Here is a 24,231-nt window from a genome sequence, read left to right as displayed (position 1 = left end):
ACAGTAGGTTAGATAGTCTTGATTTGATAAGACTCTCTAACCTATTTTTGTGTGTTTACTTAGAACAAAGCAAAAGCTAATTCAATAGTTTAATCAATAGCTTAAACAATAGTGTTACTTGGTTAGAGCTTGATTAAGCCATTGATCAAATTGGCTTTTTGGTAACGCACCGTTAATCGTATCGACACGTCTGCCATCTTTAAACACCATCACGGTCGGAATACTTCTGATTTGGTACATCGCGGCAAGCTGTTGCTGAGCTTCAGTATCAATCTTAACGAATCGAACATCTCCCGAACGCTCTTTAGCAACGTCACTGAACACTGGCGCAAAACCCACACATGGGTTGCACCATGTCGCCCAGAAATCAACAACCACAGGCTGTGAACTGTTCAAGATAGATTGGAAATTAAGTGACGTTCCCTCGATGGGAGCGCCATCGAGCAATGCTGTTTTGCATTTACCACAAGTTGGGCTTTCTGAAATTCTTTCTGAAGGAACTCGGTTTACGCCATTACAAGAAGGGCATCGTGTGTTGAATGTAGACATAACTTTCTCTTTTTATTGTAACTCCGTTGCTAACGCGATTTACGAATCACGCACGGAGCGCTTATACTGTTTAAAACTAGAATACGATACTTAAATAAAAACAAACAATAAACAGGTAAATGATGACAAAATTTTACGCCGAAATTACTGGCTGGGGAAAGTGTCTGCCACCAGCCGTGCTGTCCAATGATGATCTAAGCACTTTCATTGATACGTCTGACGAGTGGATTCGAACTCGAACTGGTATCGAAAACCGTCGTATCAGTCATGTAAATACCTCTGAGCTAGCGACTGTTGCAGCGAAACATGCCATGGCGTGTGCTGGCCTAACAGCCGAAGATATCGATCTCGTGATTATCGCGACGTGCAGCCCAGACTCCCTTATTCCAAATACCGCATCTAAGGTTCAACAGAACTTAGGCATTAAGAGTGCAGCGGCTTTCGACCTTAACGCGGCGTGTACTGGCTTCATTTACGGTGTTGAAACGGCGACTCGACTGATTCAAGCGGGTAACTACCGCAATGCAATCGTTGTAGGCGCAGAACGCCTGTCATTTTTCATTGACTGGACCAAGCGTGATACAGCGGTTCTTTTTGGTGATGGCGCTGGCGCTGTGGTTCTATCTCGCACTGAAGAACAAGTCGGCTTACAAGAAGCTCAGATCGGTTGTGATGCTGAAGGCCGTGATATTCTAGCGGTACCAAAATTCGGTACGTCTATGGACCGCTTTGCGGCTGATAACGGTTACTGGGACTTTGATTTCGTTGGTAAAGAGATCTTCAAGCGTGCAGTGAAAGGCATGGGCGCAGCGGCACACACAGTACTGAGCCGCACAGGTATCTCAACCGATAACATTGACGTTGTGATTCCGCACCAAGCGAACATCCGCATTATTCAAACCCTGTGTGATATGGCGGGTATTGAGCGCGATAAAGCGTTTGTTAACATCCAAAATTACGGCAACACATCCGCAGCGACAGTACCAATCGCATTGTGTGAATCGCTAGAGCAAGGTTTCGTTAAGCCTAACGACAATATTCTTGTTGCAGCGTTTGGTGCGGGTTTAACTTGGGGTGCTGGCCACATTAAATGGGGCAGCCGTGTTGAACCGCTAGGAAAATCAGATGCTAAACTTCCTGAAGCCGATAAATCTGCTTTGGAGCTTTTAGAAAGAGCCATTTTACACTGTAAAACACACCCGAATTCAGCGAGCGAATAACGCTGATGGGTACTGTCGTCAAAGTACGTCTTATGACTAAAGCCGACCTTGATGAGGCGGCTTTAGTCCACCAAGCTGCATTTGTTCGACAACAGCACTCTAGAAGTTGGTTACAATGTAACTTAAATGCTGCACCGCGTTTTCTTAACTTTGTTGTGGAGAGTGAAGGCGAGATCTTGGGTTACATCATCTGGGTTCAGAAAAGCGGGTTTAGACCTGAAGCTGTTTTAGAACTAGAGCAACTTGCCGTGTTACCAAGCGTGCAAGGGCAAGGATTGGGAAAAACGCTGATTCTAGACTCCTTGCCGCAAGTGAAGCAGAAGCTAGCAGAGCAAGGCTCGACGCTCAAACACGTGCTAGTGACCACCAGAGCAGACAACTTTGCACAAAAGCTTTATCAATCTACGTTGGGTGCAGAAGTCGAAACCACGATTTCAAACCTGTATTCTGCTGATGAAGTACTTATGATAGCTCGCAATGTAGGTGAGCGAATCTGATCGCTGAGTTTTTAGAACTAATTATAATCAGCGGTATAAATCGATTAATGTTTTATTAGGGGGTCTTCTGTGGCCCCTTTTGTTATTTCTTAGGAAGTGTTTTGAAGAAAGTTTTAGCAATTGGCTACGTTTGGCCAGAACCGAATTCATCGGCGGCGGGTAGCCATATGATGTCACTTTTACGCCTGTTCAAGAGACAAGGTTGGTCAGTTGAATTTGCAACGCCAGCTCAAGAAACCGAGCACATGATCGATCTTTCTGAAGAGGGCATCACAAGCCAATCTATACAGTTGAATTGCGACAGCTTTGACCAATACATTGAAGAGCTGCAACCCGATGTCGTGATGTTCGACCGTTTTATGATGGAAGAGCAGTTTGGTTGGCGTGTTGAGAAAGTATGCCCGAATGCATTTAAGTTACTGGATACTGAAGATTTACAGTTCCTACGTAACGCGCGCCATGAAGCTGTTAAGAAAGAGACTGAACTGACCAAAGCGCATTTGTACAGTGACTTAGCGAAACGTGAAATTGCCGCGATTCTACGCTGTGATCTTTCGTTGATCATTTCAAGTTACGAGATGGAACTTCTTCAATCTGAGTTCAATATCGATCCAAAGCTGTTACATCATCTGCCGTTCATGGTTGATCTCAATACGCTGCCTGAAAGCACGAAAAGCTTCGACGAGCGCAAGCATTTCATGACGATAGGTAACTTTAGACATGCTCCTAACTGGGATGCTGTTCTTCAGTTACAGAAGATATGGCCGAAGATTCGTAAGCAGTTGCCTGACACAGAACTTCACATTTATGGATCGTACCCGCCACCGAAAGCGACGGCATTGCATAACCCTAAAACCGGTTTCCATATTAAAGGTTGGGCCAAAGACGCTCAGGAAGTGATGGAGCAAGCTCGTGTGTGTGTTGCACCCCTTCGATTTGGCGCGGGCATTAAAGGTAAATTGCTTGATGCGATGAAGTTACAAACTCCGAACGTGACCAGCGAAATCGGCAGTGAAGGCATGTTACCGCAAGGTGAACTGCAATGGCCGGGCGCAGTTGCTGATGATATCGATGAGTTTGTTGAAGCTGCCGTTGCCCTCTATAAAGATGAAGAGAAGTGGCTGAAGGCACAAAGCCAATGTCATTCGATCCTTGAAACGCACTACGAGCAGAATCAACTGGGTGACAAATTGATTGAGCGATTAACTGCGTTAGAGTCTGAACTTGAATCTCATCGACTGGATAACTTCTTCGGTTCAATGCTCAAGCACCACAGCATGGCGAGTACCAAGTACATGTCGCAGTGGATAGCTGAAAAGAACAAGACTAAGTAACTGACACAATAAACCGAATCAAATCATAAGCCCTTAGGTTAACGCCTAGGGGCTTTTTTCATGTGGGACGCTTTTAAATTCCAAACTTACAAATCGAAACATAACGCCATTACATTAGCATTGACTAATTTATATTTATTAGTAAACTCTAATTTATATTTATTAGTAAGACCTAATTTAAAGTGCGACGAGTTAAATTTAAGTTTGTGGATGGGAGAGGTCAGTGATGAGTTTAATACCTTGGGATGCATTTTTCGGTGGCATGCTACTAGGCGCGTCGGCAATTATTCTGATGTTGGGGATCGGACGAGTAGCAGGAATAAGCGGAATCGTTAGCCGCTTATTGCCGTCTAGAAACAACAAAAGATTAGAATCAGGATCTGAATCCAGATTGGACACCAACACAGAGAAAACCGAAAAACATTGGCGACTTGCTTTTGTTGTCGGAATGGTCGCGAGCGGTTGGTTATTGATTCCAACGGGCCACCAACTTCCGCAATTAGAAGAGATCAACTTCGCAGTGGTTATCATAGCCGGACTATTGGTTGGCTTCGGTACCAAGATGGCGAACGGTTGTACTAGCGGTCATGGCATTGTGGGCATGGCGCGCTTGTCTAAACGTTCAATTGTCGCGACCTGTGTATTTATGGGTGTCGCGATGGCAACAGTGTTGGTTAAAAACCTGATTGGCTTGGGGGCATAATGAAAAACTCTTCATTTACTATCGTTATCGGCTTGCTCGCAGGTATTCTTTTCGGCTCTGGCATGATCATTTCAGGCATGGTTGATCCTGAGAAAGTACTCGGCTTCTTAGACATTACCGGTAACTGGGACATTAGTTTGGCATTCGTCATGGGTGGCGCGCTATTGGTCTTTGCACCGTTTTATCATTTGGTCATTAAAAAGCGTGCTAAAGCTATCAATGGCGAGCCGTTAGATAGCCGTAACAATCCTCTAATCGACAGAAAGCTGATTCTTGGCTCTACAGCGTTTGGCTTAGGCTGGGGGATTGCAGGCTTTTGCCCGGGGCCTGCAGTAACCAGCCTTAGTGGCGGTAACCCTACGGTATGGCTGTTCGTCTTAAGTATGCTGGTGGGGATGTGGCTAGCGGGTCGAACCAATAAAGGCTGCTAGCAGTACGCCTACCATTTCTTGCATGGCTGAGAGGATTCGATCTTATCTGACCAAACAGAGAGGCTGACCCGCTTTTAGTAAAAGCCAGTCAGCCTCTTTCTATATCTACTGTTTTCTATTATTTGCACTTATCTACAATCTGCCGTTATCTAAAATCTACTATTTAATAGTCGTTGAAACAGGGCAGTGGTCACTGAGTTTGTAGTCCAGAACATCTTGCGTTTCAAATACCTTTTGCTTCGCAGGAGAGGCATCCAAGGACTTGCTCACAACAATATGATCAATCACCGAACGGAACTGGTGTGTGCGATGATTGTTGTGGTTTGAGCGCACCTTACAATCTGCTCGAGTTTTTCTTGTTGCCAACTGGGCATCGGTATTTTGCGTTATATCTTTCCACATCCAATCTCTTGAATAGGATAGGTTGTGGTTAAAGTCGCCCAGAATCGCGTAGTCTTCATCTTTACGTTCTCTTTGCTGTATCCACTTATTCAGCTGTTTAGCTTGGTCTTTTAGCCTTGAACAGTCTGGGTTAGACTTATACGCGCCGCTGCAACCCGCCTTTAAGTGTACTGACAACATGTGAATTGGTTTTGTATCTGTTTCCACAACCATATAACTGGCAAATCTAAGCTTGCTGTTAGCACTCGTTTCCAGAGGAAAGTCAGCGTAGTCGGTGAGTGTGATTCCTTTACGAACCGCGAAGCCCGTATATTGGTTCACTTCTTTGAATTGTCGGTTACTGTTTTTGGGCAATGCGCGGTCAGACATCAATATTTTGTATTGAGCGCCGGCGATGCGTTGAATGGCATTGATGTCATCGACTTCTTGAAAAGCGACCACATCCGCATTTAATGATTGGAAATACTGTTCGAGTTTATCGAAATCTGCTTGGTTTCGTTTGGAAGAAAACTTATTCACAGCCTCGTTGGTTGATAACCATTCGATATTCCAACTGGATATGGTCAAAGGTTCAGCAAATGTCTGGCTACTGAGTAAGCAAGCTAACATTATCCACTTTTGAAGTCGTTTCATCCCAAATATCCCTAATTTTGGTGTCCAATATAGTTGAGCCGTTATCCTACAACACTTACCAAAAATTCAACTCTTTTTAGCAGTTTTTTTATTGTTACATTGTTTCTTTTCGACTTGAGAACTCACGTAATAATATTGGATTTATCTTGTTCAGCGTGCGCGTTTTATTGATCCAAATCAATACTCAAAGTTGGTGGTTCTCGTTAAATACGCCACAATATCTAGTGTTAGTTAAACGATAAATCGCTCTATGTAGTGTGTTTGTGGATAAGTCTGTGAATACCTCAAGAGTAAGGAGAAGTGGTGAAATCAATCGTAATCAAGCGTGATGGCTCAAGAGCTCCATTCAGTAGAGATCGTATCCAAGCTGCAGTGGAAGCAGCATCAGACAAAGCCGATAAGGAAATTGCTATTTATGCTCTGAATGTGGCATTAGCAGTTGAGTTGAAGCTCGAAGACTACGATGAAGTTCATATTTCTGAAATTCAGACTTTGGTCGAAAATGAGCTAATGCAGGGACCGTATAAGTCTCTGGCTCGTGCCTACATTGAATATCGTCATGACCGAGACATCGCACGTGAAAAGCAAAGCGCTTTAACTCGTGAGATCGAAGGTTTGATCGAAGAAAGCAATGTTGATCTGATCAATGAGAATGCCAACAAAGACGGTAAAGTTATCCCAACTCAGCGTGACTTACTGGCGGGTATCGTGGCTAAACACTATGCAAAAACTCACATTTTGCCGCGTGACATCGTACAAGCTCACGAGTGTGGTGACATTCATTACCACGATCTAGACTACGCACCGTTCTTCCCAATGTTTAACTGTATGCTTATCGACTTGAAAGGCATGTTAACGCATGGCTTCAAGATGGGTAACGCGGAGATCGACACGCCTAAGTCGATCTCTACGGCGACAGCAGTAACAGCACAGATCATCGCGCAAGTGGCGAGCCACATCTATGGCGGCACAACGATTAACCGTATCGACGAGGTTTTAGAACCTTACGTAATGGCGAGCTACGAGAAGCATTTATCATTAGCGAAAGAGTGGGACATTCATAGCCCAGAAGCTTTTGCTATCTCTCGTACAGAGAAAGAGTGTTACGACGCGTTCCAATCTCTAGAGTACGAAGTAAACACGCTGCACACAGCTAATGGTCAAACACCATTCGTTACGTTTGGTTTTGGTTTAGGCGAAAGCTGGGGTTCAAAACTTATCCAGCAATCTATCTTGAAAAACCGCATTGCAGGTTTGGGTAAGAACCGCAAAACAGCCGTGTTCCCTAAATTGGTCTTTGCAATCAAAGATGGCTTGAACCACCAGAAGCAAGATCCAAACTACGATATCAAGCAATTAGCACTTGAGTGTGCGTCTAAGCGTATGTACCCAGACATTCTAAACTACGACAAAGTAGTAGAAGTGACAGGGTCATTTAAAACGCCTATGGGTTGCCGTAGCTTCTTGAATACTTACGAAGAAAACGGTGAGTTGATTCATGAAGGACGTAACAACCTAGGTGTAGTTAGCCTCAACTTGCCACGTATCGCGATTAACGCGAAGCAAGATATGGTTAAGTTCTACGAACTGCTTGATGAAAAATTGAAGCTGGCTCGTCGTGCTCTAGAGACTCGTATCTCTCGTCTAGAAAACGTCAAAGCGCGTGTTGCTCCAATCCTATATATGGAAGGTGCATGTGGTGTTCGCTTGAAAGCGGACGATTCTATTGCAGATATTTTCAAGAACGGCCGTGCTTCTGTTTCTCTTGGTTACATTGGTATCCACGAAGCAATGACTGCGCTTTACGGTACTGACGTTCACCTGTACGACGATGGCGAAATGCGTGCTAAAGCGCTTGAGCTAGTGGAATACATGAAGCGTGAAGTGGAATCTTGGACAAAAGAGACAGGTTACGCGTTCAGCCTGTACGGCACACCAAGTGAAAACTTATGCAGCCGTTTCTGCAGCATCGATACCAAAGAGTTTGGTGTGATTGATGGCGTAACAGACCGCGGATACTACACAAACAGCTTCCACTTAGACGTGCAGAAGAAAGTGAACCCATACGACAAGATTGATTTCGAGATGCCTTATCCTGAAATTTCTAGCGGTGGTTTCATTTGTTACGGTGAATTCCCGAACATGCAGAAGAACATCGAAGCACTAGAAAATGTATGGGATTACAGCTACACACGTGTTCCTTACTACGGTACCAATACGCCGATTGATGAGTGTTACGAGTGTGGATACAACGGTGAGTTTGACTGTACAAGTAAGGGCTTTACATGTCCTAAGTGTGGCAACCATGACTCAACCAAAGTATCGGTAACACGCCGTGTTTGTGGTTACCTTGGTAGCCCAGATGCACGACCTTTTAACTTCGGTAAGCAAGAAGAAGTTAAACGCCGCGTGAAGCACCTTTAATCTAACGAAGGATCTTAGTAAGGTCTGCGATCTTTAGCTAGTTCACTTAGAAGAGCTACGTTTCAAGAAATAAAATTGGTATCGGCTTTATGTCGATACCAATTCTTTTGTTTCAGTTCTTACTGCATTTCGCTTCAAACTATTAAGCAATAAAGAGTTTTCAATACTGCCTTATGAATTATCATCAATATCACCCAATCGACGTTGTAAACGGCCCAGGAACACGCTGCACTTTGTTTGTGTCGGGTTGTGTACACCAATGTCGCGGGTGCTATAACCAATCGACACAAAGGTTGGACTCTGGGCATTTGTTTACTCAAGAATTACAAGACCAAATTATTGCCGATCTCAATGATCCGCGAATCAAGCGTCGTGGTTTGTCGCTTTCTGGTGGTGATCCAATGCATCCGGCAAACGTGTCTGAAGTCCTTAAGCTCGTTCAGCGAGTAAAAGCAGAATGTGAAGGCAAAGACATCTGGATGTGGACAGGTTACGAACTTGATGAGCTTGATGAAAAGCAGAAGCAAGTATTGGAATACGTTGATACTTTGATTGACGGTCGCTTCGAGCAAGATAAAGCAGATCCAATGTTAGATTGGCGTGGTAGCTCGAACCAAATCATCCATCGATTTACTGACATATAACTGTTGTCGTGACTTAGAACACTCGTAAAGCGAAAAAGGGCGTCATGGTTAGCGCAATGCAACCAATCGGCCCTTGGGTGTGAGTTCTTTTCGTTTATGAGCTCAAACTATCATTCAAGCAGTGAGCTGGTCAGTTTCTTCTATTAGGTTGTTAATCCATTTCTTAGAGTGAATTCGTTGGCTAGTTAAAACTATCTTGGCCAGTTCTTCTAACAGCACAATCATTAATACCCATTCTAAAGACCAACCCAACACTATAGCGGTAAAATAGGCGAGGGGGATCCCAATAGCCCATTGGCCGAATATGTCGATGAAGATGCTGTAGTTGATGTCTCCACCGCTTTTTAGCACACCTCCAATTCCGACCATATTGAATACTCTCAGTATCATCCCCGCAGCCATCACTAGTGCTACGTTGACAGCCGTGTCTTTAAGCTCTAGATGCGTAAAACCGATAAGCTGTACAATGGCTGGTTTGGCGATAAAACACAGTAACGCGAGCAAAGCAGCAAGCGCACAACTGACGAACACATATCCCCAAGCGGTATTCTCGACGCGTTGATAGTTCTTTGCCCCGATCTCGTTGCCTAAAATGATCGAAGCAGCGACGGCAAAGCCCATGAACGCCGAGATCAAGATGCTTTCTACTGGTGATAACAGTGAAATGATCGCAAGCTCGCCAACCCCCATCTGACCAACAATAACGTTATAAATCAGAATGCCACCCGCCCAAGCCGTGTCATGAACCAACATCGGAATTGCTATCTTGAAATACTTCTTTCTATGCTTAGGCAATATTGCATCGCGCCAATTACTTAGTGTTGGGAAAAGGTGGGCGTAGTGTTTCTTTGCCATAACAAGCAGGGCAATCGTTTGAAAGAATCGAGACACCGTAGTACCGATTGCCGCGCCAACCACACCCAGTTCTGGGAATCCAAACAAGCCAAAGATCAATAAGGCATTGAGGATCGCATTGATGATGATCGCCCAGATGCTGATCTTGGTAGGTAGTTTTGCTTCGCCGACCGATCGCAGTGCGCTTTCTAAGGGCACTACGATCGCGGTACCAAAAAGGCTGGCTCCTGTTATCCAAAGGTAATCCGTTGCCAAGCGGACGTAGTCAGGGTCTGAGGCCACCAGAGACACCACTGATTCAGGAGCCAATGTATAAATCAACACAAACGGGATAATGGCGACAATCGACAATGCCCACGATTGCGCTAGTGTGCGTCTAATCCCCTTGAAATTACCCGCACCAAAATATTGCGAAGCTAGCACGCTGACGGCGCCGCTAATCCCCGATACCATGATCAAGTTGAAGAAGAAAATGCGGTTGCCAACGCCCACAGCGGCGGTTGCAGAATCACCAAGCTGATTGACCATAAAGATATCGACCACGCCTAGTAATGAAAACAACATGGTTTGCAGTGAGACAGGTAAACCAATGTGTAATAGTTTTTGCCAAAACTCTTTGTCCAAATGACGATATGTCGAGAGCATCGCATTTCTCCTGTGGTTAATATGCGAGAAGTTTATCGGCATTTGTTTTGCCTGTATTGTTTCTGTTCATCACAAACTTTTGCCAAACTATCTATTTTCCAAAACTATCGAACTACTTACATGGCGACTCAGTTGCAGGCAAACCCAATGAGCGAAAAGAGAAATGAGTGAGAAGCAAGAACGGTATGAGATTTCTGAAAACACGTATCAAGAGTTTGTCGACCAAAGCCATGTATTGGCATTCGAAGAGCTAGGTATCGTTCAGTGTGGGACGGCGTCGTGTCGTGATTTCTTTTCGGTGTATCGGAAAAACCAACAAAAACACATGTTGCTGTATACCGTGAGAGGAAAGGGTTGGTTAGAAAGTGGGGCGTGTCGCTACATTCTAGAGCCAGGGTCGTGTATTACCGTGCCTGCGGGCATTGAGAATGGATTCGGGATTGAAGAAGAAACATGGCAAATCGCATGGATCTTTCTCTCACCCGATAAACAATGGGAAAATGTCGTCAGTGATGAAGTGAGTTATACGCTGTCTCCCGCAGCAGAAGTCGTCTCGTCGTGCATTCATACTCTGTTGAGAAGCATTGCCTTACCGATCGATTTGGGTGGAGCAATTGCTAATCACAGTGTGGCTCAAATAGAACACATGATTAATGCGCCGGTACCTCAGCAACAATCACGCAATTTGATTCGTTTAAGACGAGTGTTCGACAACGTACAAAAGCAGCTCCACAAGGAATGGAACGTTCATGAGCTGGCAGGCTTATTCCCGTGCTCAGAGCCGCATTTCCATCGTTTGTGCCAGCGCTATTACTCACACAGCCCAATGACTCACATTATGCGTATGAGGATGGAGTACGCAGCACGCTTGCTGAAGTCGAGTGATTGGTCGATTCAACACATCGGCGAGATCGTGGGTTACCCGAATGCGTCTAACTTTAGTACTCGATTCAAGGCTTGGTCGGGAATGACACCGAGGCAATTCAAACAGAACACTTAATTGATGTCGTAATAAAAGACTTAACAATAAGCCCGTTTATTTTGTTATTGGTTATTAAACGCCCGAAATTTTCACATTATCTTGGCTTAAAATGACCAATCTCTGATTACTTATGGTAACTAAGCTCTTCTATTAAAAAATGTTTCTGATTTTAGTACGAAAATGTTAACGTGAAATTCAATACTTGAATTTCAAAGGGTTGTGACTTTCATGTTTTCACATCTACCAAAACCAACTTTAGATCCAATTTTATCTCTTTCTGTCGCTTACCGCGGCGATCCTCGTACTGACAAAGTCGACTTAGGGATTGGCGTTTACAAAAACGACCAAGGCGAAACACCGATCATGAAAGCCGTTTCTATGGCTCAAGATATTGTTGTCGATACTCAGAAAACCAAAGCTTACGTTGGCCTAGCAGGCTGTGAAGAGTTTAACCAGAGCATGGTTGATCTGCTGCTTAAAGGGACTTCTGCAATGGGGCGTGTAGCCGCGATTCAAACACCGGGTGCAAGTGGTGCACTTCGTATGTTGGGTGACTTAATGAAAGTTTCTCAACCAGACACCACGGTTTGGATTTCAAACCCAAGCTACGTTAACCACAAACCGGTAATGGAAGCGGCAGGCTTAAAAGTTCGATACTACAATTACTTCAGTCCTGAAACGAAGCAAGTTGATGTTGCAAGAATGATGGAAGATCTATCAACAGCGGGTCCATCAGACGTTGTACTACTTCACGGTTGCTGCCATAACCCAACGGGTGCTGATATCAACTTTGAAGCGTGGCAGGAAATCACCAAACTATCTCAGAAAAATGGTTTCTTACCGTTCGTTGATATTGCCTATCAAGGCTTTGGTGACGGCCTAGAAGAAGATGCAAAAGGTCTTCAACACATGGCTAACAACGTTGAAGAAATGCTGATCACAACATCTTGCTCGAAGAACTTCGGTTTGTATCGTGAAAGAACGGGTGCGGCGATCGTTATCGGTAAGAACAGCGAACACGTTGGCAACGCAAGAGGCAAGCTTCTTACGCTGGCTCGTTCAACTTACACTATGCCGCCTGATCACGGTGCTGCTCTGGTTAAAACAATTCTTCAGAATCAAGAGCTAACGAAGATTTGGAAGCAAGAGTTGAGTGAAATGCAGCAACGTTTGTTAAATCTGCGCCAAAGTTTGTGTGATGAATTGCGAAATACTTATAACACGTCACAATTTGACTTCATTGAAAGCCATAAAGGTATGTTTAGTGTACTAGGCTTTAAAGAAACTCAAATGAATCAATTACGTGAAGAATATGGAGTCTATGGTGTTGGTGATGGACGCATCAATATTGCAGGCCTTTCTGAATCCCATATTCCTTATGTAGCTAAAGCGATAGCTAACGTTTCGAAATAGAAGGTGACTGAATGTATAATTGGAAAGCGATTGTAGTCTTAATGCTAAGTGGTGGCCTGTTTGCTTGTTCGACAACGACTCAAGTTCCTGTCGAGCCAGAGCAAAAGCCTCAAGTAGAACAACCCGTTGTGGATGACTCTTCAAAGACTGAAGCAACTGAAGGCGAGAAAGTAACGGAACCTACAGAGAAGCCTGAAGAAGTAAAACCAACTGAGCCAGAAGTTAAACCTGAGCCAGTTGAAAAGCCACCAGCAAAACCGTTAAAAACGGATGATGGAAAACTGATTCTTGGCGAAGAAGAGTGGGTGTTTGTTCCTGGTTTGAAAGAAGCATTTAAAGCTCGTATTGATACAGGCGCAACAACATCTTCGATCAGTGCTGTAGATATCGTTGATTTTGAGCGTGACGGAAAAGACTGGGTTAAGTTTAAAATTGAGCATGACGGTATCACAACCAAAGAGATCAGTTTACCGGTAGAGCGTTGGGTTAAGATCAAGCAGTCGAGCGCGGAAGGCACACAACGACGTGCTGTTGTCGTAGCTTCAATTCAAATCGGCGATCTGAAAGACAAAACTGAGTTTACGCTAGCAGACCGAACGCATCTTTCTTTCCCTATTCTATTGGGTAGAAGCTTCTTTAGAGATGTTGCGGTAGTGGATGTAAGCCAAAAGTACGTTCAAAAGAAAATTACTAAATAACGGTACATCTCCTCCTCAAGCCTTTTAGTCTTGAAGAGAGATAGCTTTAAAAGCGATCAGATTAGAACATTTTTAGTATCGATAAATTGAATCCCTGTCAGTTCAACTGGTGGGGATTTTTCTATTTACACGTTAATAACGTATGAAAAGCATCTAAATGGTCTATGTTTACGATTCGTTTACGGTTTAGCCTCGACAACGTGATCGAGATCTCTATATAATCCGCGCTTCGATTTTTGTTTAATCCATACTTTCGTACTTCTTATTTAGGTTCTTGAAATAGCCTAATAATTATCTGTCAGTACACGCTTAGGAATTAGTTCTTTGATATCTACCGCGAACATCACAATGCAATTTGGCGCAGAGCCGCTGTTTGAAAACATCTCTGCTAAATTTGGTAACGGCAACCGCTATGGTTTGATCGGCGCCAATGGTTGCGGCAAGTCAACGTTCATGAAAATCCTAAGTGGTGCATTAACGCCAAGCTCGGGCAACGTTTCTATCACTCCAGGAGAGAAACTGGGTGTGCTAAGCCAAGATCAGTTCGCTTTTGAACAATACAGCGTTATCGACGTTGTGATCATGGGTGACAGAAAACTGTGGGAAGTAAAACAAGAACGTGACCGTATTTACTCTTTGGCAGAAATGAGCGAAGACGATGGTATGAAAGTCGCTGAACTTGAAAGTGAATTCGCTGAAATGGATGGCTACACAGCAGAAAGCCGTGCAGGTGACATCCTAATTCAAGCGGGTATCGAAGAAGAGTTCCATTTCGGCCTGATGCAGCAAGTTGCTCCAGGTTGGAAACTGCGTGTGCTTCTGGCACAGGCTCTATTTGCAAACCCAGATATTCTGCTTCTTGATGAACCAACCAACAACTTGGACATTCACACGATCAACTGGCTTGCTGAAGAGCTAAACCAGCGTAAATGTACAATGATCATCATTTCGCATGATAGACACTTCCTGAACTCTGTGTGTACGCACATGGCTGATATCGACTACGGTGAGCTACGTGTTTACCCTGGTAACTACGAGTACTTCCTAGAAGCTTCTGGTTTGATTCGTGAGCAACTTCTAGCAAACAACGCTAAGAAAGCGGCTGAAATTAGCGAACTTCAAGATTTCGTTAACCGTTTTGGCGCAAACGCATCTAAAGCGAAGCAAGCAAGTTCACGTGCTAAGAAAATGGATAAAATCACGCTTGATGAAGTGAAATCATCGAGCCGTATGAGCCCATCAATTGATTTTGGTGAAGGCAAGAAATTACACCGTCAAGCGCTTGAACTTAAAGAGCTTGGTCACGGCTTCGATGGCGAAACACTGTTTGCTGGTGGTAACTTGCTGCTTGAAGCGGGTACACGCCTTGCTGTTATTGGTGAGAACGGTGTGGGTAAAACCACGCTGCTACGTTGCCTAGTTCAAGAACTAGAGCAAAACGAAGGTATCGTTAAATGGTCTGAAAACGCATCGGTAGGCTACTGCCCACAAGATAGCACGACTGACTTTGACAACGACCTGAGCATCTTCGATTGGATCTCTCAATGGCGCACAGTGAAGCACGATGACCTTATGGTACGTGGCATTCTAGGTCGTCTATTGTTTACTGCTGATGACGCGAACAAGAAAGCGCGTAACTGTTCAGGTGGTGAGAAGAACCGTCTGTTATTCGGCAAGCTAATGATGCAAGACATCAACGTGCTTGTAATGGACGAACCAACGAACCACATGGACATGGAAGCAATTCAAGCGCTTAACGATGCATTGAAGGTTTACACTGGCACACTTATCTTCGTAAGCCATGACCGTGAGTTCGTTTCTTCTTTGGCGACACACGTTATTGATGTGAAAGACAAGCAACTGGTTAGTTTCCAAGGTACTTATGAAGAGTACTTAGATCATCAGAAAAAGATGCTGATGGTTGCTCTATAGATGCAAATTGCTCGCTAAGTCTTAACGTGGTTAAAAGCGAGCGATAACAGCGAATAATAAAAAAGCCCCGAGCATATTTATGCTCGGGGCTTTTTAGTATCTCTGTATCACTACTTATAAAGGGAACTTAGCTTAAAAGTAGACCCTAGCTTAGAAACAGAATTTAACTAAGGCAACTAATTCAGTTTAGCAGCCGATTCAGTTTAGAAGCCGAATCGAGCAGACATTAAGATTTGGTGGCCATAAGTACCGTTGTTTCGCATATCAAGGCCAACAGACAGTTGATCCGTTGAGTGAAAGCGAGCGCCGATACCAACAACTGAGCGAGAGTCGTCGTTGTCGATCAGTTGACCAAGGCGCGCGTTAACTTCAACGTTTGCCATTAACCACGCTCTCAAACCGATGTTGATTTCAGTCTTGATGTGATTGTCATCATTACGTTCAATGTTGTGTAACAGCATTTGACCCGTAACGTCAGCAAATTGATTAATTGGGCCGTTGAACCCCATACCTACCGCTGCATCCCAGTCACTTTCAAATTCTGAATCGATACGAGCAACAAAGTGAGAGTTCTGAGTGAACATTGTTGTTACTTCACCACCGAAAGTACTTGGGCTAGTACCCATGCGTAGCTCGAATGTGTTGTAGTTAAAGTTGTTTGCAGACGCAGAGAATGAACACAGTGCAGCTAGTCCTAAAAGGACAGTCTTATTCGTGCAACCTAGCATGGTGACTCCATATAAATTGTATTTTTCGGCAGTATAATACAAAAAAGCCTGCAATATGCAGGCCAATTACTTGAAGTCAGTATGTTTTGTATTTATCGCTTATAGAACTTGGATATGATCCACTTCGATTTCCGGTGTCTTGCCGCCTTCATATTCGCCGAAGATGCGTACTTTAGTATCAGCAGTTAGCGGTTGTGCTAGGCGGATATCATCATCCAATTCGATTTGAATTTCACTCTGCCCATCAGAGAAGACAAATGTATCATTCTTTAGCTGACGAACAATCTTGCCATCTACAATCGCTTCTTGCTCTGCGAACATGCTTGTGTCTGCAAGTAGTGTCGCAACAGAAACGGTTTCAATCGGCCCTGTGTAAGCGATAGCGCTCTCGTGCTTGCTATTGCTGTTGTGGGTATTGCTGCTGTTGTGGTCACTAGCCATTGCGAAAGTAGGGGCAAGGATAATAGTAGATGCGATAGCTAATACAGTTTTTTTCATGGTGAATCCCTTAATGTTGTTTTTAGTAGAAACGTTTTTCTGAATTTGAAACGTTTCTTTTCGTTAGTACGTTTTATTTGTTGATGCGCTGCTTATTGTTCATAAGCTTCGTTTCGATGGAGCCATTAAACAACACCGGGGTTGAATCCAGAGTGAGTAACACATTCATTTTCCATTCATTTTATTGAGCATCTACTCGGCAATGACGTTAAGATGGAGGCAGAGAAATATTGCGTACAGCTATAAATTGAACATTAAGAAATTAAGAAATTAAGGATTTAAGTACAGATGCGATCACCGTTAAACGCCCTTATGGTTCAAGGGACAACGTCAGATGCCGGAAAAAGTGTTTTGGTGGCAGGTTTATGCCGTGTTTTGGCAAGGAAAGGAATCAAAGTGGCACCTTTTAAGCCACAAAACATGGCGTTAAACAGTGCGGTGACAAAAGATGGCGGCGAAATTGGTCGCGCTCAAGCCGTTCAGGCGCAAGCTTGTAACATTGAACCCACTGTTCACATGAATCCGGTATTGCTAAAACCCAATTCAGATACTGGCGCACAAGTGATTCTGCAAGGCCGAGCGATCAGTAACATGGAAGCTACGGGCTATCACGATTACAAGAAAGTGGCGATGGATACCGTTATTGACTCATTTGACCGACTTTCTGACGAATACGAAAGCGTGATGATTGAAGGGGCGGGTAGCCCAGCAGAAATTAACCTCCGCGAAAATGATATTGCGAACATGGGATTTGCTGAAAAGGCGGATATCCCTGTGATCATTGTTGCTGACATTGACCGTGGTGGCGTTTTTGCACACCTCTACGGCACATTAGAGTTGTTATCTGAATCTGAACAAGCTCGCGTAAAAGGCTTTGTGATAAACCGCTTTAGAGGCGATATCGCGCTACTTCAATCTGGACTTGATTGGCTAGAAGAGAAAACCGGCAAGCCAGTGATTGGTGTATTGCCATATCTCCATGGTTTTAACCTAGAAGCGGAAGATGCCATTACCTCAGCTCAAGAGTCTGACGGAGAAGCTAAGCTTAAGGTGGTGGTGCCAGTGCTAACCCGAATCAGCAACCATACGGACTTCGACGCGTTAAGACTTAATCCTTCCATTGATTTACGTTATGTCGGTAAAGGTGAACGTATAAACAATGCAGATTTGATTATCTTGCCGGGTACAAAATCGGTAAGAGCTGATTTGGATTACCTAAAACAACAAGGCTGGGATAAAGATATTCAGCGTCATTTACGCTTGGGCGGCAAAGTGATGGGTATTTGTGGTGGTTACCAGATGCTAGGAAATATCATCCACGATCCAGATGGCGTTGAAGGTGAGCCAGGAAGCAGCGAAGGGTTAGGATATCTCGATACTGAAACGACGCTAACACAACAGAAAACCTTAACAAACATGCGCGGCACCATGACACTTGATGGTAAAACAGCACAAGTAAAAGGGTATGAGATCCACGTAGGTAGGACTGATGTCAAAGAAATAGCATTACCGGTTCAGTTAGAATCAGGCAGCCTTGATGGCGCTGTGAATCAAGATAACTCAATTTTTGGTACTTACCTGCATGGCGTATTCGATAACAGCGATGCGTTGTCGCTTATTTGCGAATGGGCAGGAGCCAACGATGTAACAGCGATTGACCATGAACAGCTTAAAGAGCTGGGTATTAATCGAATCGCTGATGCCATCGAAGAGCATTTAAATCTTGATTTGCTTTGGCCGGAATTAACCATTTCGGTCTGAATTAAAAGCTTTAGCCTGAATTCAAAAGCTTATGTCTGACTCATTAGCTTATGTCTGACCTAATAGCTTCAGTTAGAGTTAAAAGCTTTAGCTTGCGTTAATAGCTTTAGCTTTCGTTAAACCGTTGAGTCTGTCTTAAAACGAGCTCAAGAACTGAAACGAACAATAGATAAGTGATCACAATGAAAAAGCGAGTCATCCTTTTAACCATCGCCTTAACTTCGGCATTGAGTTCTAGTCATCTTTTGGCTGCGGAAAAGCTACGAGTTTACGCTGCATCGTCGATGACGAATGCGGTTAACTTGTTGGTCGAAGAGTTTGAGAAAGATCATTCTGTCGATGTTATTCCAGTCTATGCGAGCACGTCATCTTTGGTACGCCAAATCGAAAGAGGCGCGCCAGCAGACATATTTATCTCGGCAAACGAAAAATGGATGACGCATTTAGTCGATCGTCAATTGGTTTCTAGTGACAATGTCACAAACTTGTGCGAAAACGAATTGGTGCTAATTTCCCCGAAAGAGACGCCAATATCGTTGGATCTCTCAAACGGTGACCAATGGGCTAAACTACTAACGAATGAAAGACTTGCGGTTGGTAACACCATGTCGGTTCCTGCGGGTATCTATGCGAAAGAAGCGCTAGAAACGTTAGGTGTATGGGACGATGTGAAGACTCGATTGGCACTAAGTAACAATGTTCGTATGGCATTGGCTTTGGTAGAGCGTAGTGAAGCTAAGCTTGGCATTGTCTACAAAACAGATGCGTTGCTTTCTAAAGAAGTGAACCTAGTGTCGACGTTCCCATCAAATTTACATACGCCAATACGTTACCCTGTAGCGAAATTGAGCGATAAAGTCGTCGCAGAAGAGTTTTATACTTTCCTAAATAGCGGAAAAGCGAAGGACACCTTGAACAGTTTTGGATTTGAAGTGCGTTAAATGATGTATTTATCGGAATACGAATACCAAGCCTTAATGCTGAGCTTGAAAGTCGCTGGTTTTGCCATCTTGTGGCTTATTCCTATCGGCATCGGCTTAGCATGGTTGCTTGCTAAGAAACAATTTGTGGGTAAAAGCATTGTAGAAAGTATTGTCCATTTGCCTTTGGTACTTCCACCTGTGGTCATCGGTTATTTGCTGCTAGTGATGATGGGCAGGCAAGGCGTTATTGGCTCTTGGCTTAATGACGTGTTTGGTATCGTATTCAGTTTTAGCTGGAAGGGCGCGGCACTCGCGTGTGTTGTTGTCGCGCTGCCATTGATGGTTCGCTCTATTCGCCTGAGCCTAGAAACCGTAGACAGTAAACTGGAAGAGGCCGCAGCCACATTGGGCGCTTCACCTCTTCGCGTGTTTTTCACCATCACTTTACCTTTAATGATCCCTGGGATCATTACCGGCACCATGCTTTCATTCGCAAGAAGCCTAGGTGAATTTGGTGCGACCATCAGCTTCGTTTCAAATATTCCCGGTGAAACTCAGACCATTCCATTGGCCATGTATACCTTTATTGAAACCCCTGGCGCGGAAATGGAAGCGGCGCGTTTGTGTGTCATTTCAATTGTGATAGCGCTTGGTTCATTAATGCTATCTGAGTGGCTCAACAAAAAGTCAGCAAAACGCTTGGGAGGAAATGCATGAGTGCTTTGATCCTTCAATATCAGCAACAGCTTGGTGAAACCTTTTTCGATATCGACTTAGAACTCCCTAGTAGCGGCATTACGGCGATTTTTGGTCGTTCTGGTGCGGGGAAAACATCCCTCATCAATGCGATCAGTGGCCTTAAACAGCCGGACAAAGGCTTGATCAGCGTATCTGGAACCACTCTGTTTGATAGTCGTAATGGCATTAATTTGCCAACCCACAAACGCAACGTTGGTTATGTGTTCCAAGAATCGCGATTGTTCCCGCACATGAAAGTCGCGGCGAATCTTAAGTACGGCATGAAAGGTGCTGACAAAGCGCACTTTGAGCAAATAGTCTCGCTGTTGTCTTTGGACTCATTGCTTGATCGCTATCCAGCTCGTCTGTCTGGCGGTGAGAAGCAACGTGTGGCAATTGGACGTGCTTTGTTGTCTAAGCCGAGTATTTTGTTGATGGATGAACCATTGGCCTCTCTCGACTTACCTCGTAAGCGTGAAGTGATGCCGTTTCTGGAAAACCTTTCTGAAACAGTGAATATTCCAATCATTTACGTTACGCACAGCCTTAATGAGATCCTACGCTTGGCCAATCACCTTGTGATCATAGAGCAAGGTAAAGTCATTTCGTCGGGTGTGACGGAAGAAGTGTGGGCTTCAAGAGCCATGCAGCCTTGGCAATCATTCTCAGAACAAAGTTCATTGTTTGAGGGGACGCTGGCTGAGCACAATGACGATTACGCACTATCGCGACTGAAGCTTGGTAAATCGACATCGTTGTGGGTTCAGAAGGTGTCGAGCGACATTGGGGCCGCAGTAAGGTTACAAGTTAGGGCAAATGATGTCTCTATCACGCTAGAACAGCCGCAAGGCACTTCGATACGTAATATCCTTCCTGTGACCATTAAAAGCGTAGAGACGCACCAGCAAGGCTCAAATAAGCAGAGTGTTGCGGTAGAGCTGGAGCTAGAGCCTGGTTGTTACTTGTGGGCGACCATAACCTTGTGGGCTCTGGACGAGTTGAGTTTGGAAATCGGTCAGCAAGTCTACGCTCAAATTAAAGGCGTGAGTGTCGCTCAGCGAGATATTGCCGTCACGCACTGATTCAGGCGCGACCTTTGAGGCAATGAGTGAGATAAGTTCGATCATTGTCTTTTCTATGTTTACTGCTTTTCAGCGGGTTTAACGTTTGTCAGTGATGCTTACTGCTTGTCAGTGATGCTTACTGCTTGTTTGCGATACTTACTGTTTGTCTGCAATATGAATACTTGTCCGTGATATGAATATTGATCTTGATTCCATGAATGGATACATGCGTCATTTTTTTACGGTATAACTGCCAGCTTTACGCCACACTGTATGAGTGTTAAGGCATATTACTTATTTGTAGAATGTCAAAAGCGACACTGACAAGAGCTTCAGTGGCAAAAAACACAAAGATATTGTGAGCGAAGCTCTCAAGCAACGAACAGAAAAAGCTGCAGGCACAAAAAAGCCGCATGTTTTAAATAACATACGGCTTAATCATTAAGTTTTCGTTAAACATTCAACCTAAATTTAGGTGCGATGAATAGCTTAGCGGATGAAAACTTCTTTGAAATCACGCTTCAAGATAGCATCACGGCGCGCTTTCTTGATTTGCTTAGCCATGTCTTTTACACAGTTATGTAAAATTTGGTCAAGCAGTTGAGCTCGGTACTCTTCTTTTTCTTCATCAGACATGCCTTCTGGAAGTTTAAGAGTAGGGAACTCCTCCATCATGTTTACGCCAGCGAAAGCTTGGCTAACAGAGATTAGAGCGTGGAATTGCTCAAAGTTGTCTAAAACATTTTGTGCGCTTGCTGGAAGGCTGCTCCAAGTTTCACGCACTGCTTCTTCAGACACCTCATGAATAGAAGTAACCATGTTGTGCATCTCTTTAGGCACTTCATCAAATTCGATAACTTGGCGAAGCTCTGGTGAGATAGTGGTTAAATCGATTTCTTGTACTTCGTTGTTTGTAGCGTCTGACATAGTATTTCTCTTTAAAAAGAAACAATGCTAAAAAGATCTGTAAAAAAGTCAATATAATATAGAGATTAGGGCATGATTTAAGCCCAAATTTGAGCTACTTTGAATATTCAACACTAGATAAAGGTGATGTGATGATAGAAAAGGGATCTTCGATGCGCATATTGCTGGTTGATGACGTTCAACTAGACAGGATGCAACTCGCTATTCGACTCAAGCAATTGGGTCATGTTGTAGAAGCTGTTGGTAGCGGAAAAGAAGCCCTGAATGTTTATTCTGATTTTGATCCTGAACTCGTATTACTTGATATTAGCATGCCAGACATGGATGGTTTTGAAGTGGCTAATGAGGTTCGTGACCAATTCCCAGAATGGGTTCCTATCATCTTTTTGAGTGGTCACGAAGAGCCGGAGATGATCGCGAAAGCGATTGATGCTGGTGGTGATGATTATCTAATCAAACCGGTAAACAAAGTTGTTTTGAACTCTAAGTTGATTGCGATGCAGCGTATTGCACACATGAGACGAGAGTTAAAACAGAGTACCGCCAAGCTCGAAGAACTGAATATCCTCCTGCAGCAACAAGCCAATGAAGATGGCCTGACTAAATTGTACAACCGTCGATATATGGATACTAAGCTTGAAGAGAGCATTGCGTGGCACGGAAGACGTAAGATACCCATGACTGTCATACTTCTTGATGTAGACTTCTTTAAGCCTTACAACGATAATTACGGTCATATTCAAGGGGATAAGTGCTTGCAAGGGCTTGCCGGTACCTTGAAGCAGCTTTTTGTGCGTGCGGGAGAGTTTGTCGGTCGCTACGGCGGTGAAGAGTTTGTTCTTATCCTAAGTGACACAGACAGCGATGCTGCTATGTTGCAGGCGACACGTATAAAAGAAGCGTTGCATGAAATGGATTACGCTCATGAGCACTCAACGGTATCTGATAGAGTGACAGCGTCACAAGGTGTACTATCATTTGTGCCTGATGGTGGAGAATCTATCGCCTCTATTTACGAAAAGGTCGATCAAGCGCTTTACCAAGCGAAACAAAGTGGCAGAAATACCTTCATACAACGCAACATTTTGGAGCTTGCTCGTTAGTTGGCGAGCTCTTTGAGATATTTGAATTTATACTTTACTGGCGTTTTAGCTAGGAAGTGCTTTAAGTGATAAGAGAAATGCCAGATTCAAAGTCATTTTATGTGACTAGCACATGTTGGACGCTTGCGGTTCCTCTACTTTTAACCGCAGCTCCTCTATTTTTAACTGCAGTGCCAACCACCGCTAATGCTAACTCCCTATCTGATCTCTTCCGTAAGGATCTAGAGCAGCGCTTTGCCACCAGTGTATTACTCAACGATAACGATGTTTTCACTTTTGGTATCAATAACTTCGATCCGAACAAAGTGCTGAGTTTGGACAATGACGACATTGGTTCGAACGATTCGGTGAGTCGTCGACAAAACATCACATCTCTCAGTCTTCCTTACACATTTGAGCTACCAAGTTACATAGAAGACAACCATCAAGAGGTAACGCTACGCCTGTCAGCGTTACGAATTGAGAATGATGTGGAATATGCGTCAACAATCAAAAGTGACTTTCAAAAAGAGTCAGTGATTTCTGGTTACGTGGCGTTTGCCAATGTGTCTCAACTCAACGAACACTGGAGTTTCAGCTCTGCAATTGGTAATCATATTTCTTATTATCGTAATGACTTTGAATATCGGTCTCCACTACTAGAACCTATTCAAGAACAGTTAGACGGGGTCTATTACAATACCGATGCATGGGCATACATAATTGAACCAAAGATCAAGCTGACCTTTGAAGACAAAAATGATTGGGGCAGATATAAACTCAGTACCAGTTGGCATTACTTTAATGGCTTCGGATGGGGCGAAGCCAATAACGGCGATATTGGTCACCCTGAAGGTTGGTATATCGCCAATGAAGCCAAGATTTTCTATGACTTAATACGCTGGGATAAGAACATTACTTCTATGTACTCCAGTATAAGAAGAATTGATATCGGTGGTGATACCGTTGCTTCTATGGGTACAACGTCATACTACGAAGGCAGTGTAGGTTGGCTACTCAACCCAAATCTATTTAACGACTGGGTCGATAATGTTGGAATTGGGTTTACGATCAATTACGGAAGTAGTCTGAAAGGAGGGAGCTTGGTTATCTTCTTCAACCAAGATTAATCTCCCTCTAGTCTAGTT

The 24,231-nt window shown here is 43.9% G+C and carries 23 protein-coding genes; 17 read left to right on the top strand and 6 right to left on the bottom strand.

The genetic code is table 11. From position 1 onward, the window contains the following. Positions 1-114: 114 nt before the first annotated feature. Positions 115-549 (bottom strand): thioredoxin TrxC, encoded by a 435-nt coding sequence (gene trxC / locus L3V35_RS01120; protein ID WP_237298148.1) that lies wholly within the window; start codon positions 547-549, stop codon positions 115-117. Positions 550-671: 122 nt separating this feature from the next. On the opposite strand from trxC, the gene L3V35_RS01115 reads away from it, so the two are divergent. From L3V35_RS01115 to L3V35_RS01095, 5 genes are all read left to right on the top strand, one after another. Next, entirely contained in the window at positions 672-1,769 is a 1,098-nt protein-coding gene (locus L3V35_RS01115) for a ketoacyl-ACP synthase III (RefSeq protein ID WP_237298915.1), read from the top strand. Between the two features lie 32 nt (positions 1,770-1,801). Then, positions 1,802-2,266, top strand: coding sequence for a GNAT family N-acetyltransferase (locus L3V35_RS01110; RefSeq protein WP_237298147.1), 465 nt, complete (start codon positions 1,802-1,804; stop codon positions 2,264-2,266). Positions 2,267-2,367: 101 nt separating this feature from the next. Next, a complete protein-coding gene (locus tag L3V35_RS01105) occupies positions 2,368-3,600 on the top strand; it encodes a glycosyltransferase (protein WP_237298146.1) in 1,233 nt (410 codons plus the stop codon). 226 nt (positions 3,601-3,826) lie between these two features. Beyond that, positions 3,827-4,303, top strand: a complete 477-nt coding sequence (locus L3V35_RS01100) for a YeeE/YedE family protein (RefSeq protein ID WP_054546829.1) — start codon at positions 3,827-3,829, stop codon at positions 4,301-4,303. Then, positions 4,303-4,734: a YeeE/YedE family protein gene (locus L3V35_RS01095; protein ID WP_237298145.1), complete on the top strand. Its 432-nt coding sequence runs from the start codon at positions 4,303-4,305 to the stop codon at positions 4,732-4,734. The genes L3V35_RS01100 and L3V35_RS01095 overlap by 1 nt, the downstream gene beginning before the upstream one ends. Before the next feature lie 159 nt (positions 4,735-4,893). Here L3V35_RS01095 and L3V35_RS01090 read toward each other — a convergent pair whose 3' ends face one another. Next, positions 4,894-5,769, bottom strand: a complete 876-nt coding sequence (locus tag L3V35_RS01090) for an endonuclease/exonuclease/phosphatase family protein (protein ID WP_237298144.1) — start codon at positions 5,767-5,769, stop codon at positions 4,894-4,896. A 303-nt stretch (positions 5,770-6,072) separates the two neighbouring features. Between L3V35_RS01090 and nrdD the strand changes: the two genes are divergently transcribed. Together nrdD and nrdG are read left to right on the top strand one after the other, a co-directional pair. Beyond that, a complete protein-coding gene (nrdD, locus tag L3V35_RS01085; protein ID WP_017081069.1) occupies positions 6,073-8,193 on the top strand; it encodes an anaerobic ribonucleoside-triphosphate reductase in 2,121 nt (706 codons plus the stop codon). Between the two features lie 173 nt (positions 8,194-8,366). Beyond that, complete coding sequence (nrdG, locus tag L3V35_RS01080) at positions 8,367-8,837, top strand: anaerobic ribonucleoside-triphosphate reductase-activating protein (protein WP_102435170.1); 471 nt, start codon at positions 8,367-8,369, stop codon at positions 8,835-8,837. A 114-nt stretch (positions 8,838-8,951) separates the two neighbouring features. On the opposite strand, the gene L3V35_RS01075 is transcribed toward nrdG, so the two are convergent. Next, positions 8,952-10,379 carry an MATE family efflux transporter gene (locus L3V35_RS01075; RefSeq protein WP_237298143.1) on the bottom strand — a complete coding sequence of 476 codons (1,428 nt, stop codon included), beginning with the start codon at positions 10,377-10,379 and terminating at the stop codon, positions 8,952-8,954. 121 nt (positions 10,380-10,500) lie between these two features. Between L3V35_RS01075 and L3V35_RS01070 the strand changes: the two genes are divergently transcribed. From L3V35_RS01070 to L3V35_RS01055, 4 genes are all read left to right on the top strand, one after another. Then, positions 10,501-11,337, top strand: a complete 837-nt coding sequence (locus L3V35_RS01070) for an AraC family transcriptional regulator (protein WP_237298142.1) — start codon at positions 10,501-10,503, stop codon at positions 11,335-11,337. Between the two features lie 210 nt (positions 11,338-11,547). Beyond that, positions 11,548-12,732, top strand: a complete 1,185-nt coding sequence (locus tag L3V35_RS01065; RefSeq protein WP_114635321.1) for an amino acid aminotransferase — start codon at positions 11,548-11,550, stop codon at positions 12,730-12,732. An 11-nt stretch (positions 12,733-12,743) separates the two neighbouring features. Then, positions 12,744-13,430 carry a RimK/LysX family protein gene (locus L3V35_RS01060; RefSeq protein ID WP_054546836.1) on the top strand — a complete coding sequence of 229 codons (687 nt, stop codon included), beginning with the start codon at positions 12,744-12,746 and terminating at the stop codon, positions 13,428-13,430. Between the two features lie 324 nt (positions 13,431-13,754). Then, a complete protein-coding gene (locus L3V35_RS01055) occupies positions 13,755-15,362 on the top strand; it encodes an ABC-F family ATPase (protein ID WP_267136073.1) in 1,608 nt (535 codons plus the stop codon). Positions 15,363-15,565: 203 nt separating this feature from the next. Here L3V35_RS01055 and L3V35_RS01050 read toward each other — a convergent pair whose 3' ends face one another. Both L3V35_RS01050 and L3V35_RS01045 read right to left on the bottom strand, forming a co-directional pair. Further along, positions 15,566-16,090 (bottom strand): hypothetical protein, encoded by a 525-nt coding sequence (locus L3V35_RS01050; protein WP_054546838.1) that lies wholly within the window; start codon positions 16,088-16,090, stop codon positions 15,566-15,568. Between the two features lie 99 nt (positions 16,091-16,189). Then, positions 16,190-16,588, bottom strand: a complete 399-nt coding sequence (locus L3V35_RS01045) for a NirD/YgiW/YdeI family stress tolerance protein (RefSeq protein ID WP_108209198.1) — start codon at positions 16,586-16,588, stop codon at positions 16,190-16,192. A gap of 288 nt (positions 16,589-16,876) precedes the next feature. On the opposite strand from L3V35_RS01045, the gene L3V35_RS01040 reads away from it, so the two are divergent. The 4 genes from L3V35_RS01040 to modC all read left to right on the top strand — a co-directional run bounded on the left by L3V35_RS01040 (position 16,877) and on the right by modC (position 21,092). Continuing rightward, the gene (locus L3V35_RS01040; protein WP_237298141.1) at positions 16,877-18,349 is read left to right on the top strand and encodes a cobyric acid synthase; all 1,473 of its coding nucleotides are present in this window, start codon (positions 16,877-16,879) and stop codon (positions 18,347-18,349) included. A 182-nt stretch (positions 18,350-18,531) separates the two neighbouring features. Then, entirely contained in the window at positions 18,532-19,290 is a 759-nt protein-coding gene (modA, locus tag L3V35_RS01035) for a molybdate ABC transporter substrate-binding protein (RefSeq protein ID WP_237298140.1), read from the top strand. After that, positions 19,291-19,989: a molybdate ABC transporter permease subunit gene (gene modB / locus L3V35_RS01030; protein ID WP_004731040.1), complete on the top strand. Its 699-nt coding sequence runs from the start codon at positions 19,291-19,293 to the stop codon at positions 19,987-19,989. It abuts the gene before it with no gap. Continuing rightward, entirely contained in the window at positions 19,986-21,092 is a 1,107-nt protein-coding gene (gene modC, locus L3V35_RS01025; RefSeq protein WP_004731038.1) for a molybdenum ABC transporter ATP-binding protein ModC, read from the top strand. Before modB ends, modC begins: the two co-directional genes overlap by 4 nt. Before the next feature lie 471 nt (positions 21,093-21,563). Here the strand turns inward: modC and L3V35_RS01020 are convergent, their stop codons facing one another. Further along, positions 21,564-22,001, bottom strand: a complete 438-nt coding sequence (locus L3V35_RS01020; protein WP_004731036.1) for a DUF3069 domain-containing protein — start codon at positions 21,999-22,001, stop codon at positions 21,564-21,566. Positions 22,002-22,132: 131 nt separating this feature from the next. Here L3V35_RS01020 and L3V35_RS01015 point away from each other — a divergent pair, with 131 nt between their 5' ends. Both L3V35_RS01015 and L3V35_RS01010 read left to right on the top strand, forming a co-directional pair. After that, positions 22,133-23,104, top strand: coding sequence for a diguanylate cyclase (locus L3V35_RS01015; protein ID WP_237298139.1), 972 nt, complete (start codon positions 22,133-22,135; stop codon positions 23,102-23,104). Positions 23,105-23,181: 77 nt separating this feature from the next. Continuing rightward, complete coding sequence (locus L3V35_RS01010) at positions 23,182-24,213, top strand: Solitary outer membrane autotransporter beta-barrel domain (protein ID WP_237298138.1); 1,032 nt, start codon at positions 23,182-23,184, stop codon at positions 24,211-24,213. Positions 24,214-24,231 lie beyond the last annotated feature (18 nt).

It is taken from the genome of Vibrio sp. L5-1 (assembly GCF_021728315.1).
Classification (GTDB): Bacteria; Pseudomonadota; Gammaproteobacteria; order Enterobacterales; family Vibrionaceae; genus Vibrio; species Vibrio splendidus_K.
The sequence above is the reverse complement of the archived record's forward strand: the minus strand, read 5'-3'. Positions and strand labels throughout refer to the sequence as shown.

Coding starts and splice junctions, on each gene's coding strand:
- trxC (WP_237298148.1), bottom strand. CDS start 549: ATGTCTACATTCAACACACGATGCCCTTCTTGTAATGGCGTAAACCGA.
- L3V35_RS01115 (WP_237298915.1), top strand. CDS start 672: ATGACAAAATTTTACGCCGAAATTACTGGCTGGGGAAAGTGTCTGCCA.
- L3V35_RS01110 (WP_237298147.1), top strand. CDS start 1,802: ATGACTAAAGCCGACCTTGATGAGGCGGCTTTAGTCCACCAAGCTGCA.
- L3V35_RS01100 (WP_054546829.1), top strand. CDS start 3,827: ATGAGTTTAATACCTTGGGATGCATTTTTCGGTGGCATGCTACTAGGC.
- L3V35_RS01095 (WP_237298145.1), top strand. CDS start 4,303: ATGAAAAACTCTTCATTTACTATCGTTATCGGCTTGCTCGCAGGTATT.
- L3V35_RS01090 (WP_237298144.1), bottom strand. CDS start 5,769: ATGAAACGACTTCAAAAGTGGATAATGTTAGCTTGCTTACTCAGTAGC.
- nrdG (WP_102435170.1), top strand. CDS start 8,367: ATGAATTATCATCAATATCACCCAATCGACGTTGTAAACGGCCCAGGA.
- L3V35_RS01075 (WP_237298143.1), bottom strand. CDS start 10,379: ATGCCGATAAACTTCTCGCATATTAACCACAGGAGAAATGCGATGCTC.
- L3V35_RS01070 (WP_237298142.1), top strand. CDS start 10,501: ATGAGTGAGAAGCAAGAACGGTATGAGATTTCTGAAAACACGTATCAA.
- L3V35_RS01065 (WP_114635321.1), top strand. CDS start 11,548: ATGTTTTCACATCTACCAAAACCAACTTTAGATCCAATTTTATCTCTT.
- L3V35_RS01060 (WP_054546836.1), top strand. CDS start 12,744: ATGTATAATTGGAAAGCGATTGTAGTCTTAATGCTAAGTGGTGGCCTG.
- L3V35_RS01050 (WP_054546838.1), bottom strand. CDS start 16,090: ATGCTAGGTTGCACGAATAAGACTGTCCTTTTAGGACTAGCTGCACTG.
- L3V35_RS01045 (WP_108209198.1), bottom strand. CDS start 16,588: ATGAAAAAAACTGTATTAGCTATCGCATCTACTATTATCCTTGCCCCT.
- L3V35_RS01040 (WP_237298141.1), top strand. CDS start 16,877: ATGCGATCACCGTTAAACGCCCTTATGGTTCAAGGGACAACGTCAGAT.
- modA (WP_237298140.1), top strand. CDS start 18,532: ATGAAAAAGCGAGTCATCCTTTTAACCATCGCCTTAACTTCGGCATTG.
- modB (WP_004731040.1), top strand. CDS start 19,291: ATGATGTATTTATCGGAATACGAATACCAAGCCTTAATGCTGAGCTTG.
- modC (WP_004731038.1), top strand. CDS start 19,986: ATGAGTGCTTTGATCCTTCAATATCAGCAACAGCTTGGTGAAACCTTT.
- L3V35_RS01020 (WP_004731036.1), bottom strand. CDS start 22,001: ATGTCAGACGCTACAAACAACGAAGTACAAGAAATCGATTTAACCACT.
- L3V35_RS01015 (WP_237298139.1), top strand. CDS start 22,133: ATGATAGAAAAGGGATCTTCGATGCGCATATTGCTGGTTGATGACGTT.
- L3V35_RS01010 (WP_237298138.1), top strand. CDS start 23,182: ATGCCAGATTCAAAGTCATTTTATGTGACTAGCACATGTTGGACGCTT.